9 protein-coding genes are annotated in these 13547 nt (G+C 57.2%); 6 read left to right on the top strand and 3 right to left on the bottom strand.

What is annotated here, in order from left to right:
- Window positions 1–21: 21 nt before the first annotated feature.
- Both LAT62_RS01850 and LAT62_RS01845 read left to right on the top strand, forming a co-directional pair.
- A complete protein-coding gene (locus LAT62_RS01850; RefSeq protein ID WP_293378056.1) occupies window positions 22–930 on the top strand; it encodes a DUF1853 family protein in 909 nt (302 codons plus the stop codon).
- Window positions 930–1502 (top strand): DNA-J related domain-containing protein, encoded by a 573-nt coding sequence (locus tag LAT62_RS01845; protein ID WP_293378053.1) that lies wholly within the window; start codon window positions 930–932, stop codon window positions 1500–1502. Before LAT62_RS01850 ends, LAT62_RS01845 begins: the two co-directional genes overlap by 1 nt.
- On the opposite strand, the gene ppsA is transcribed toward LAT62_RS01845, so the two are convergent.
- On the bottom strand, window positions 1503–3884 hold the full coding sequence (ppsA, locus tag LAT62_RS01840; protein ID WP_293378050.1) for a phosphoenolpyruvate synthase: 2382 nt from the start codon (window positions 3882–3884) through the stop codon (window positions 1503–1505).
- A gap of 295 nt (window positions 3885–4179) precedes the next feature.
- Between ppsA and LAT62_RS01835 the strand changes: the two genes are divergently transcribed.
- The 4 genes from LAT62_RS01835 to LAT62_RS01820 are packed head-to-tail and all read left to right on the top strand — an operon-like array spanning window position 4180 to window position 8242.
- Window positions 4180–4998 carry a pyruvate, water dikinase regulatory protein gene (locus tag LAT62_RS01835; RefSeq protein WP_293378048.1) on the top strand — a complete coding sequence of 273 codons (819 nt, stop codon included), beginning with the start codon at window positions 4180–4182 and terminating at the stop codon, window positions 4996–4998.
- Between the two features lie 51 nt (window positions 4999–5049).
- Window positions 5050–6144 (top strand): tRNA (uridine(54)-C5)-methyltransferase TrmA, encoded by a 1095-nt coding sequence (trmA, locus tag LAT62_RS01830; RefSeq protein ID WP_293378045.1) that lies wholly within the window; start codon window positions 5050–5052, stop codon window positions 6142–6144.
- Between the two features lie 7 nt (window positions 6145–6151).
- Window positions 6152–7306: a DUF418 domain-containing protein gene (locus LAT62_RS01825; protein ID WP_293378042.1), complete on the top strand. Its 1155-nt coding sequence runs from the start codon at window positions 6152–6154 to the stop codon at window positions 7304–7306.
- 33 nt (window positions 7307–7339) lie between these two features.
- A complete protein-coding gene (locus LAT62_RS01820) occupies window positions 7340–8242 on the top strand; it encodes a YihY/virulence factor BrkB family protein (protein WP_293378039.1) in 903 nt (300 codons plus the stop codon).
- Here the strand turns inward: LAT62_RS01820 and LAT62_RS01815 are convergent.
- Both LAT62_RS01815 and rlmKL read right to left on the bottom strand, forming a co-directional pair.
- Entirely contained in the window at window positions 8227–10986 is a 2760-nt protein-coding gene (locus tag LAT62_RS01815) for an EAL domain-containing protein (protein ID WP_293378037.1), read from the bottom strand. The two genes, LAT62_RS01820 and LAT62_RS01815, sit on opposite strands and share 16 nt — an antisense overlap.
- Window positions 10987–11107: 121 nt before the next feature.
- Window positions 11108–13273, bottom strand: a complete 2166-nt coding sequence (gene rlmKL / locus LAT62_RS01810; RefSeq protein WP_293378034.1) for a bifunctional 23S rRNA (guanine(2069)-N(7))-methyltransferase RlmK/23S rRNA (guanine(2445)-N(2))-methyltransferase RlmL — start codon at window positions 13271–13273, stop codon at window positions 11108–11110.
- Window positions 13274–13547: the final 274 nt, after the last annotated feature.

The raw sequence follows: 13547 nt of genomic DNA, 5'->3' as shown, positions 1-13547 counted from the left end.
TAAGGGCTCAAGCATAGCAGAATGAGCGAAGCCACCGATAGACTGCACCCTATACTGCGCGACCTCTGGTGGGCAGTGACCAGCCCGTGTCCGCTCATCCCGGATCGCCCCGAACTGATGCACTGGCCTGACGATCGGGAAGCGCTGTACGCCTGGCTGACCACACCCCAGGTCGCCACCCGGCTGATTGCGCGGTTGCAGCCGATGCGTCACCGTCGACTGGGGCAGTATTTCGAGGCGCTTTGGCTGTCCTGGTTGGCCGAGCATCCGCACTGGACAGTCGGCCTGTCCCATTTTCCGGTACGCCAGCAGGGCCGCACTCTGGGCGAGATCGATGTAATTGTCAGAAACCAGGACTCTGCTGACTGGCTTCACCTTGAACTCGCGGTCAAATTCTATCTGCGCATCAACCTGCCGGGGGTACCTTCCGACGCCCACTGGTTGGGCCCCGGACTGCAAGACAGCCTGCAGCGCAAATTCCGGCACATGACGAACCGACAATTACCACTCGGCCGCCATGAGCTGGTCAGTGCTGAGCTCGGCCAGGCCGTTGCACGGCACAGAATACTGTTGCGGGGGCGCTTTTTTGAGCCGCTCCCGACAGACACTGAGCAGATCCGAGGCTCACCTGTCAGCGACCAGCAAGCGCACTGGTGCACGTTGAGTGCCTGCCGGGCACTTCCCGAGCGCACTCGGTTCCTGACACTGCAGCGCAGCCAGTGGCTGACCGGACCCTCAGCGCTCCAATGGACCCACAGAGACCATTGGTGCAGCGCACATGCAGATCTGCAGCGCCCGGTTCAGGTCTGGGTGGACTATCCGGACAGCGGCGTGCCATGCTGGATGTTCGTGGTGCCGGATGAATGGCCCGAGTGGGCGAGTACCGCATTGGCGGATACCACCGAATCAACTGAAACTGAGGGGCAGTGATGGCGGACACCCAGCTACTGGATCGCCTCGAGGTCGCGGTACGACAGCATCGTTCCGGTATCAGCGAATATGCGCTGATGCAGTGGCTGGACCAGGATGAGCAGGCGCCTTTCAGCAAACCCGACATGCTCAACAGTTGGCAGCTGTTTCGCAGCCATTTCTGGCTGTTCCATCATCTGTATCTGCTGCGCCTGTATCTGGCCAACGAGCATGAAACACTGGACATAGTCGCTACCCGCATATTCCTGTACCAAACGGATGCCGGCAACAGCGGAGGCAGAACACTGGCGCGAACTGACCCCATGCAGAGTTACTACCTGGACCTGGATAATCTCGAGCGGGAAACGCCGGACAGCCTGCAGGAGAAGTTGAACGCCTTCTGGCTGCGTCTGCAGGATCCAGAGAAGGTTGCGGCTGACTGGGCTCTGTTTGAGCTGCAGCCGCCGGTCAGCAAAGACCGCTTGCGCAATCGTTATCGACAACTCTGTCAACGTCACCACCCCGACCGGGGTGGCGACGCCAGACAGTTTCAGCGCATTCAGGCGGCGTATGCTCGCCTCAAAGGCACCTGATCAATCGGCCTTCTGCTCTTCAGCGAGATACAGCCAGGTTTCCAGCACCGAATCAGGATTGAGCGACACACTGTCGATACCCTGCTCCATCAGCCAGCGGGCCAGATCAGGATGGTCTGAGGGCCCCTGTCCACAGATGCCGACATATTTTCCGGCCTCCTTGCAGGCACCAATAGCCATGGCCAGCAGTTTTTTCACCGCCGGGTTGCGCTCGTCGAACAGGTGTGCAACCAGACCAGAGTCACGATCCAGACCCAGAGTCAACTGTGTCAGGTCATTGGACCCGATGGAAAATCCATCGAAGTACTGCAGGAACTCTTCTGCCAGCAGCGCATTGGACGGCAGCTCACACATCATGATGACACGAAGACCCTGATCACCTCGCCGCAGGCCGTTCTCTGCCAGCAGGTCAATAACCCCCGAGGCTTCCTCCGGCGTGCGCACAAAGGGAATCATGATTTCGACATTGGTGAGCTTCATCTCTTCCCGAACCCGTTTCAGGGCCCGGCACTCCAGTTCGAAACAACTTTTAAAGCTGTCTGCCACGTAACGTGAAGCGCCCCGGAAACCCAGCATCGGATTTTCTTCATCCGGTTCATAGGCAGCGCCGCCAAGCAGGTGGGCATATTCGTTGGACTTGAAGTCCGACATGCGCACGATCACCTTTTTCGGGAAGAAGGCCGCCGCCAGCGTGGCGACACCCTCGGTCAGCTTGTCGACAAAAAAGTCGACCGGTGAGGCGTAACCTGCGATGCGCTCGCGAATCTGCTGCTGCAACTCAGCCGGTTGCTGGTCAAACTCCAGCAGCGCCTTGGGGTGCACACCGATCATCCGGTTGATGATGAATTCCAGGCGCGCCAGGCCGACACCGGCATTGGGCAGAAACTGGAAATCGAAAGCCCGGTCCGGATTGCCCACATTCATCATGATGTCAAAGGGCAATGACGGCAGATGCTCGAGGTTGTCGCTCTTGTGTTCAAACTTGAGCAAGCCGGTGTATATCTTGCCGGTGTCGCCTTCGGCACAACTGGCAGTTACTTCCTGGCCGCTCTGCAGCTTGGCCGTCACATCGCCACAACCCACAATGGCCGGAATGCCCAGCTCACGGGCAATGATGGCCGCATGACAGGTACGACCGCCGCGATTGGTAATGATGGCGGCCGCGCGCTTCATGACGGGCTCCCAGTCGGGGTCCGTCATGTCGGTGACCAGCACATCGCCCTTGCGCACTTCATGCATGTCTTCGAGTCCGGCAACAACGCGGACCACGCCGGCACCGATCCGGTGACCAATGGCCCGGCCCTCTGCCAGTACTTCACTGTGTTCCTGCAGGCGATAGCTTTCCACCGAGGCCGCCGTGTCCTGCTGGCTTTTCACTGTTTCCGGGCGAGCCTGAACGATGTAGAGCTGCTGGTCATCGCCATCTTTGGCCCACTCGATATCCATCGGGCGGCCGTAGTGTTTCTCGATGGTGATGGCAATACGTGCGAGCTCCTCTGCCTCGGCATCGGTGATACAGAACCGCTGCTGATCTTCAGGAGACACATCAACGGTCGCCACGGCGTTACCGGCACTGCCCTCGCCCGTACAGACCATCTTGATCGCTTTGGAGCCCAGATTGCGCCGCAGAACCGCAGGCACGCCCTGCCTGACCGTCGGCTTGTACACATAGAATTCATCCGGGTTGACCGCACCCTGCACCACGGTTTCGCCCAGGCCGTAAGCGGCCGTAATGAACACCGCCTGATTGAATCCAGACTCGGTATCCAGCGTAAACATCACCCCTGAGGCGCCGGTTTCGCTGCGCACCATTCGCTGGATGCCGGCAGACAGGGCCACCACGTCGTGGGCAAAGCCCTTGTGTACACGATAGGAGATGGCCCTGTCGTTATACAGTGAGGCGAACACTTCCTTGATGGCTTGCTTGATATTGGCAAGGCCCTGAATGTTGAGAAAAGTTTCCTGCTGGCCGGCAAATGACGCATCGGGCAGGTCTTCCGCCGTGGCCGAGGAGCGCACTGCAACCGGGATAGAGGGGTCAGCGCCAGCCATCCGGGCAAAGGCGTCTTCAATCGCAGCGTCCAGCTCCGGATTGAAGTCAGCGTCCATGATCCACTTGCGAATGGTACCGCCGGTTTCGAGAAGCGCTCGGGTATCATCGACATCCAGAGCATCCAGCCGGGCATTGATACGATCAGCCAGACCGTCATGACGCAGGAAATCGCGATAGGCTTCTGCCGTGGTGGCAAACCCGCCCGGCACACGAACACCGGCATCACTCAGTTGATGAATCATTTCACCCAGCGACGCATTTTTGCCACCCACCTGGTCGACATCCGTCATGCGAGCCTGTTCAAGGGGGATGATATATCTATGTTGCAAGGTAGTGTCTCCGTTGTGAGGTCGATTGAGTAGCCCGGTTTCATAACCGGGTCGCTGCATGCTTCATACATGTCTGATTATGGTTTTGCGGGTCCGCCTTTGGGCTTCGCCTTCCATGACGCTGCAGGACTGCCAACGAACTACACCACCCGACCCTGCCTGTTGCGGAAAATGGAAAGTCGGACTTTCACAGGCCCTGCAGAGCAGATGATAAAGGACGCAGCGCAAAAAATACATTGACTCAGCGCAGTTGTATGAAAATATAGGCAGCAAATTCGCAACCTGTCAGAACTTCATGCGCCGAACTGCTTTTTTTCTTTCCGATGGCACAGGGATCACTGCCGAAACACTGGGTAACAGTCTGCTGACCCAGTTCGAAGGCATTACCATCGAACGAGTGACCATTCCCTATGTCGACAGCCCCGAAAAAGCCACCAGTGCGGTTACCCGCATCAATGATGCAACAAGTCGGGATGGAGCGCCCGCCATCGTGTTCGACACCATCGTCAAACAGGATATCCGCGATATCATCATGAGTTCCCGCGGGGTAATGTTTGATGTGTTTGATACCTTTCTGAAGCCACTGGAAGAGCAGTTCGGTATCAGTTCGTCGTATACGTCCGGCAAATGCCATTCCATCAATGAGTTCAGCACCTATCACAAGCGCATCGAGTCGGTCAATTTTGCCCTGGAGAATGACGACGGTGGACGCCAGCAGGACTACAGCAAGGCAGACATCATCCTGATCGGAGTGTCCCGTTGTGGCAAAACACCGACCTGTCTGTACATGGCATTGCAGTTCGGTGTGCGGGCTGCCAACTACCCCCTGACGCCCGAAGACCTGGCGCTTCCAGGCCTGCCTGACACTCTGATGGCCCATCGCGAGAAGCTTTACGGGCTAACCATTGATCCCTTTCAATTGGCTTCAATCCGCCATGAGCGGCGCAACAACAGCCGCTACGGTTCGTTGGATCAGTGCGAGTGGGAAGTGGACGAGGTGGAAAAACGGTTTCGCCAGAATGGCATCATGTGTATCAACACCACCCACTTTTCCATCGAGGAAATTGCCACCCGAATCATGGACGATGTTGGGCTGGCCCGCGGCGTCGCTTGAGCGTAGAATGCCGCCCCCGAATGCATGGCAGTTCCGGGAGCACAGCAGCGCATGTTCAATCGACCAGGACAGGTTTACCCAGAGACTTATCAGGCCCAACTGGCGGCCAAGGCCGAGCAGCTGCGAGCTGAATTCAGCCCTTTCTTCAAGGGCTCACCCACTGTCCATGCCTCACCGCCAACGCATTTTCGTATGCGCGCCGAGTTCCGCCTATGGCATGAAGGTGAGCGTTCCTTTTTTGCCATGTTTGACCCGGAAAACCCGAAAGTTCCCATTGAGGTCTCCGAGTTTCCGATAGGCTCGGAACGCATCAATGCTTTGATGCCCGCTTTGCTGGACGCCATTCACGATCATCCGGAATTGCGCTCCCGGCTGTTCCAGGTTGAATTCCTGACGACCCTGTCCGGCGAGGCTCTGGTTACCCTCATCTATCACCGCAAGCTGGACGAAAAGTGGGATCAACTGGCTCGGGAGCTTGAACAGGCGCTCGATATTGCGATCATCGGCCGCAGTCGAAAGCAGCGCTGCGTATTGAGCCGCGACCATGTCGATGAAGTTCTGACCGTTCAGGGCCAAGACTGGACTTTCCGCCAGATCGAAAACAGCTTCACCCAGCCCAATGCAGTGGTCTGCCAGCATATGCTCGAGTGGGCCTGCAGGCAGGCTGAAACCATTGGGGGTGGCGACCTGCTCGAACTCTACTGTGGTCTGGGCACCTTCACACTGCCTCTGTCACGGCACTTTCGACAGGTTCTGGCGACCGAAATATCCAAGGTATCCGTGCGTGCCGCGCAGCACAACAAGGCCGTCAATAACATAGACAACGTTACCATTGGACGGATGTCCGCCGAAGACTTCAGCCGCGGTTGGCAGACCGGCGAGGGACGGCGCATCAGCGAGTACAATCTTCCCGGGTACGATTTCTCCACGGTGTTTGTTGACCCACCACGGGCCGGGTTGGATCCGGATACAGTCGAACTGGTTCGACAGTTCGACCACATACTGTACATTTCCTGCAACCCGGAGACGTTGCGCGACAATGCTGCGGCGCTGGATTCATCCCACCGTCTGGTTTCACTCGCCCTGTTTGACCAGTTTCCCTACACCCGTCACCGGGAGGCTGGCGCCCTGCTCCAAAGGCGCTGAACAGGCAATGGGCAATCAGCGCCAAACGCATCTCGACCAACTGCGCGGCCTGGCTGTTCTGGGCATTTTCCCTGTCAATATTTTCCTCTTCGGCTGGCCCAAGACGGCCCTGTCCGACCCAATAGCCAGTGGCTTTTTGCTGTCCACTGCTGATGTCTTGGCCTGGAGCCTGATGCACCTGCTGTTTGAGCAGAAATTCATCAACCTGCTGGCCCTGATGTTCGGTGTCGGTATAGGCCTGTTCGCTCAGCGCCAGTCCGCCAGAGGGCATGACCCCGGGCCTCTTCATGTCAGACGCATGCTGACCCTGGCTTCTATCGGCCTGCTGCATGCCTACCTGATCTGGTGGGGAGACATCCTCTTTGTCTACTCACTGGCCGGACTGTTGGCCTGGACCGTGCGCACCCTTGGCCCTGGCGCGCTTATTCAAGCCGGGTTGGTGATCTACGCGGTACCTTCCCTATTGCTGGTGCTGTGGCAACTGGGTGGGCTCGCGCCAGATCTCGCGGACAACCTGAGTGCACCTTCTATGGAACAAATATTCGCCGAGATACAGCAGTATCGGGGTGGCTGGCGGGAACAGATGTCCCACAGGGCAGCGACCGCCCTGACGCTTCAGACCAGCACGATGATCTCGGCCACGCTTTGGCATGCCCTAGGACTGATCCTGGCCGGTATGGGACTGCAGCGCCTGCCGCAATTCCTGTCCGGTCAGTGGATTCATTCTGCGATTATCCGCTGGTACTTGCTGGGAGCCTTGATAACAGGGGCCCTGCTGATGACGGTATCACTCGGCATTCGGCTTGCCGGTGGTGACTTGCTGTGGGCTTTCCACAGCCAATACTGGGGCAGTCTGGGTATGAGTGTCGCCTATGGAGGTGGCCTGTTGCTCTGGTCACATCACCATGATGTATCCGGGATTGGCCGGCATCTGGCTGCAACCGGCAGATTGGCACTCAGTGTCTATATTCTGCAATCACTGATCGCCGCTCTGCTTTTCTATGGCAACGGTCTCGGTTTTTTCGGACAATTCAACGCGTTGCAACTGTTATTGTGTGCCGGCCTGACTATACTGCTGCTATTGTGGCTCTGCCCCTGCTGGGAGCGTCATTTGGGTGCCGGTCCGCTGGAGCGGTTGTGGCGCCGCATCGCCTATCCCTGACCATTATGCACGGCTGACTGGAATCCAATCCGAATGAAGTTGCCGCCTTTGCTGCCCATCTCGGTTGTAGCCATTCTGCTGCGGATATTCCGCTTCAGTTGGCGGGTACTGCGCAATTTTCTGAACAATCACGGCCTGCTGTTGGCGGGTGGGGTTGGCTACAATGTGCTCTTGTCGATAATACCCATGCTGGGTCTGATGGCTGTCATGATTACCCAGCTCTTGCCGGAGCGTGAACTGTTTGCAGTGCTGCGAACCCAAACACGTCATGTCGCCCCAGCTCACTCCGAGTTGATTCTGGATGCCGTCAGGGCATTCGTCGATGCCCGGGAACTGATCGGCATCTTCGGCTTCCTGTTGCTGATGTTTTTCAGCACCTTCGCCTTTCGCATGCTGGAAAGCGCGATTTCCGTCATTTTTGATGCACCGCGAGCCCAGCATCAGCGCAGAAGCTTCTGGGTATCCGTCGCCCTGCCCTATGCCTTCATCCTGCTGGCCGGAGCCGGTCTGATGGCACTGACCATGATGTTTACTCTGCTCAATACTCTGGCAGATCAGGTACAGACCTGGCTGAATGTGGAACTGCCGCTGGCCCAGGCAACGGACGGCTTCGTCAATCTAGTCAGTGCGGTGGGTATGGCACTGTTGTTCAGTGCCATCTACAAGGTGCTGCCGGAAATCAAGGTCGCCTGGCGACGGGCGTTGATTGGCGGAGTGGTTGCCGCCTTGCTCTGGGAGGCCGTGCGCATGACACTGGTCTTCTATTTCACCCAGATTTCATTTGTCAGCGTGATCTACGGCTCCGTGACCGCGCTGATTATCATCCTGCTCAGCCTTGAAATAGCTGCAGTCATTCTATTGCTGGGAGCTCAGGTCATTGCCGAACTGGAACGCAGTGACCGTGCCGGAGTGCCTTGGCATCAGGAACCGGACTGACCCTGACCCCGTGAATCAATGACCAGGTTGTTGGCATCCAGGTCCTCTATCGGCACCGGACGCCCAAAGAAATAACCCTGGTAAGCTTCGCAGCCATACCCTGCCAGGCAGTCCCGCTGTTCGCGTGTTTCCACGCCTTCGGCAATCACTTCCAGCCCGAGACCACGTGCCAGGGAAACAATGGTACGGGCAATATCCGCATCGTACGGATCGGTGAGCAGATCCCGCACAAAAGACTTGTCAATCTTCAACTGGTCCAGCGGCAGCCTTTTGAGATAACTGAGTGACGAATAGCCGGTACCGAAATCGTCCAGCGAAAAGCGCACACCCAAAGATCTCAGCCGTCTCATCTTGTGGATGCTTTCGTCCACATCCTCCAGCAGCATGCTTTCTGTAAGCTCAAGCTTCAACAGGCTGGCATTGATCTGGTAACGCCGCAGTACGCGACTGACTTCTTCGACAAAATCGGGTTGGTGCAGTTGTCGCGCACTGATGTTCACGGCCAGGCTCAGTGCACTGAGCTCCGGACTTCTGGCCCACTTGGCCAACTGGGCGCCGGCCATGTCCAGAACCTGGTTGCCCAGTTGAATGATCAGTCCGTTCTCTTCCGCAACCGGAATAAAGTCGGCCGGCGTTATTACGCCCTTGCGACTGTGGTGCCAGCGAATCAGCAGCTCAAACCCGACCACCTTGCCTTCACCATCGACCTGGGGCTGGTAGAAGGGAACGAACTCACCACTGTCGAGGCCTTTGCGCATATCACTGGCCAACGCCACGTATTCCAGCACTCGAGCCTGCATGCGCGGGTTGAAAAAGCGACGGCCATTGCGTGCTTCCTGCTTGGCCTGGTACATGGCCAGTTCGGCCTGCTGCAGGAGGTCATCCAGGGGTATGGTATCCCCCTGAAACAGGGTGATGCCCAGGCTCGCATGCACAAAGTGCTCGATGCCCTCGATACTCAGAGGCCGGTTGATTGCTTTGAGTATCAGGTTGACGATCCATTCCGCCTGCTGCAGTGCAGCCGTGTCACTGCTGCCAAGATCTTCCAGAATCAGGCAGAACTCATCTCCACCAATGCGCGACACCGTATCATTGCGCTTGACACACTCACTGAGGCGAGAGCTGATATCCTTCAGCAACTGGTCGCCCAGTTCATGACCCCGCGTGTCATTGACCGTTTTGAAGTCGTCCAGATCAATGTAAATCAGGGCGCCATATTGCTCGCTTTCTGCACTGCCCAGCATAGCCTGCTCAAGTCTTTCGCGCAGCAGTTGCCGGTTGGGTAGCCCCGTCAACTGATCATAAAAGGCCAACTGCTCTATCCGGCGTTCTGCCTCCCGGCTCTCTGAAATATCGATCATGGTAGCCACATAATTGGTGATCGTGTGACCACTGCTGGACATGACCGCCGTTACCGTCGCCCACAAGGGGAAAGGCTCGCCGTTGCGGCGCCGACTCCATACTTCACCCTGCCAGGAGTATTCGCTCGCGAGTTCATGCGCAATTTCATCCTGCAGACTGTTGTCCTGATCATAGAGCTCGATCATCGACAGAGGTTGTCCGATCACCCCCTCCGGCTGATAACCGGTCATCTCCAGAAAGGCATGATTGACGCGCAGGATTGTCTGGCTGGCATCCGTCACGACCATGCCATCGGCGGATTCAAACACGGTCGCCGCAATATTCAGGTCTTCGACCATGTCCTGCATGGCGAAACCGACCTGGTTGTATTCAAAGACGCCGCCTGGCTCGTACCGGGCATCCCGCCGACCGGTCTGAATGGCATGAATAAACCGCATAAGGTTGTTGATGGCCTTGGAATGATTCAGGTTCAGCAACATGGCAGCCAGAAACAGCAGCAAAAGGAAGCCACCGGACAACAGCAGGAATATGCGCCAATAGTTGTCGAACAGGGAGGTAAACCGGTTTTCCGCCAGCCCGACCGTTACCCAGATGGTGTCATCCAGTTCGTCTATGACCAGTGGGCTGCGCATGAAATAGTGACCATTGGCATGCACCACTTCGCCGCCCTGAAGGTCACTTAATCGGCCTTCGGGCAAGAGCCCGTTACCGAAGGAATTGATCGCTGATTCACCCAGATCGAAGCTCAATTGATTGACGTCCGATCGATCGGCCAGGAAGTTGATGAAAGATCGATTTTCGCCCAGCGCCAATCCGACGAAAAGATACCCGCGCAGACGTATAGTGGCCGGATCAAAAATAGGTACGGCTCGCACCAGCATGGTCAGCTCTGGGGTTTCGGCGACGCGCCAATGGTTGGTGTAGGCGATGGGCGAGCGCAGTTCCTGAAGAAACGGAGCAATGTTGTAAAGCGGCAGGCCGGCATCAATCATCAAACGGTTCTGCAGGTCCAGCAGGAACATGATATCCAGTTGGGCGCCCATCGCAGAGTCCTGAAACAGGAACGCCAACTCCGACGCAAACTGCTCGAAGTCCATCTGCTCCGTTTCGACCAGGTCGGCGAATATGCGATTGGCAGAGGCGCTTTGCAGATAAACATCCAGCAGATTCAGGCGGGTTTCGAGCAGACTCTCGAGTGACCGATGGTGTTGCTGCAGGCTGTTTTCTATCTCCGCATCAAGCCCGACCTGGGCGGTGCGCAGCGACCAGGCCATAGTCGCCCCCAGCGCCAGCAAACTCAAGGCCCCAAACAACAGACCAATGCGGGTCGTAAAGCGCAGTTCCCACTTGGGGCGCGGAGCCTTGGGCATCGACTCTGTCATCTGGACTCTGTCATATTGTTGATCGCCATGCTCTCTGAGGGTCGCTGCAAAATGCGTTGCGACAGGGGTGAACCCGCATCAGACCTTCAATCAGTTTAGAAGGCACCACCTGCTCTGTCTACTAGGTGACATGCCTGATCAACCAGCATTGATGGATCCTGGGGTTGCGCTGAAAGTCAGTGGGCAGAGATTCACGATGCCAATCCGTTATCCGGTAGCGCTCGCTCAACTGTGGCGCGAGTCGAAATCGCCGGAAATTATTGGAAAACAACAGCACACCCTTTGGATTGAGGCGGCTCATGGCCAGCTCGAGCAAAGCCTCGTGATCTCGCTGGATATCGAAATCCCGGTCGAGACGCGAGGAATTGCTGAATGTGGGTGGGTCAAGAAAAATCAGGTCCCAGCGCTTGTTGGTGTCAGCCAGCCAGGCCATGACATCGGCCCGGTAAAATCCATGCCGACTCTCTTCGATCGCATTGTGCTGAAAGTTTCGTTGCGCCCAGGCCAGATAGGTTGGAGACAGATCAACACTGTCCACGCACTTTGCTCCGCCCAGCGCCGCGTGCACGCTGGCGACGCCGGTGTAGCAGAAGAGATTGAGCACACGCTTGCCACGGGCCTGCTGTTGCAACCAGAAACGAGCCGGGCGGTGGTCAAGAAACAGCCCGGTATCCAGATAGTCCAGCATGTTGACTTCCACCTTTGCCCCATGCTCGAACACCAGCATCTGGTGACCGCTCTCGTCGAGTCGGCTGTATTGATTGCGACCTTTCTGCTGGCGGCGCTGTTTGACCGCAATGCGCTCCGGCGGCACAGCCAGTGTCTCACTGGCCGTGGCTACCGCTTCCTCGAGCCGGCGTGCGGCGACTGCAGGCTCTATGGTGGCCGGTGGTGCATACTCCTGAATATGGAGCCAATCGCCGTAGCGGTCTATGGCAACTGCATACTCCGGCAGGTCTGCATCATAGACACGATAGGCGTTGGTCAGTTCCTGGCGCACGAAGGATTTCAGTCGACGTAGGTTTTTGCGCAGGCGGTTGGTCAGGTCCGGAACGGCAACCGGCCTGAATACTTCACGCGCCTGCAGTCGATCAAACCGGTACAGGTGACAGAGCAACTGGCCATTCAACAAGGCATGTTTCTTGTTGAAGAACAGGCCTGTAGTGCGGATATCCCGCTCATCCGGCAACAAAACAGCACCCTGCCAATTATCCGGTGCACTGCGCATCCAGGCACCCAATTCCCGATACAGATCTTCCACTTCAGACGGGTCGGAAAGCCGCTGTCCATAGGGCGGATTGACGGTAATCAGCCCTTGGTCAATTTCCGGAAAAGCAGGCATCTGGTCAATTCTTGCCTGCGTCCAGCGGGCATCAGGAAGCCCCAGTTGGCGCCAGGCTTCCCGGGCCTGTGAGTACACTACTTCGGTGGCATCATTGCCCCAGAACACAAAACGCGGGGCTTCCAATACACCCTTGCTCTGACGCTCTCGTGCGTCAGCAAAAAGCGCCTCCCACAGATCCAGATCATGGCCGGGCCAGGCGAGATTGAGGCTGTCCTTGCGCACCAGGCCGGGCGCCCAGTCATAGGCCATCAGGGCGGCTTCTATCAAAATGGTTCCCGAACCACACATCGGATCGACACAGGCACAAGGCGACTCTGTCGTGGCTTCTGCCAGCTTTCTCGGCCAACCTGCGCGCCACAATACCGCCGCCGCCAGTGATTCACGCAAGGGTGCCGATGCCTCAGGTGAACGATAATCCCGCGCATGAAGGCTGCGACTGTTGAGCTCAATACCGATGGTTGCCTGGCCCTTGTGCAGATTGACCACAATGGTCAGGTCCGGATCCTCGCTGACTGACGGCCGAGCCCCCTGGTGGCGCTGGAAATAGTCAACGATCTGGTCCTTGACCCATTGTGCCCCGAACAGCGTGTTGCGAAAGGCATCTGTGCGTCCGCTGAACCGGACACGCAGAGTGCCGGAAGCCGACATGTGGTCAGTCCAGTTCACCTCCGCCAGCAGCGCGCCCAAGGCCGCCATTTCCTGTTCCGGCGTGCGGCGCTCGGTGCGGGTCGAGGTGCCGAGCGACCCGGAGGTCAGTTGCAAGGTCACCCGACTGGCCAACCGGCTCCAGAGGATGGCTCTATAGGCGAAGGCAAGGTCACCACTGACCTGAACGCCGGCGTGACCGACGCGAACTGCCTCCGCTCCTAGAACGGTCAATTCATCTGCCAACAGTGGTTCGATATAGCGCGGGCAGGCCAGAAACCAGTCGAAACTATTCAATTTTAGACTCATTTGAAATCAAAATAATTTTTTTATTACTAAAGGTTATATAAATGTCGGCGAACCTGAGGCAACGATCAACTGCGAGGCCCGCATGCACAGGATTCGTCTTACAGTCATCACTGCTTAAAATAACAGGCCATGTGCTTATAACAATTCGTTTCTCGACAGCCGGAGCCACTCGGTTGATTATTGATGCGTCGGTCATTGAATCTGGCCGACCAGGCAGCCTGCCGTTCCGGCTGACCTGCCATCAACATAGCTGTACCTCAGG

The organism is Natronospirillum sp., from assembly GCF_022565775.1.
GTDB lineage: Bacteria > Pseudomonadota > Gammaproteobacteria > Pseudomonadales > Natronospirillaceae > Natronospirillum.
The sequence above is the reverse complement of the archived record's forward strand: the minus strand, read 5'-3'. Positions and strand labels throughout refer to the sequence as shown.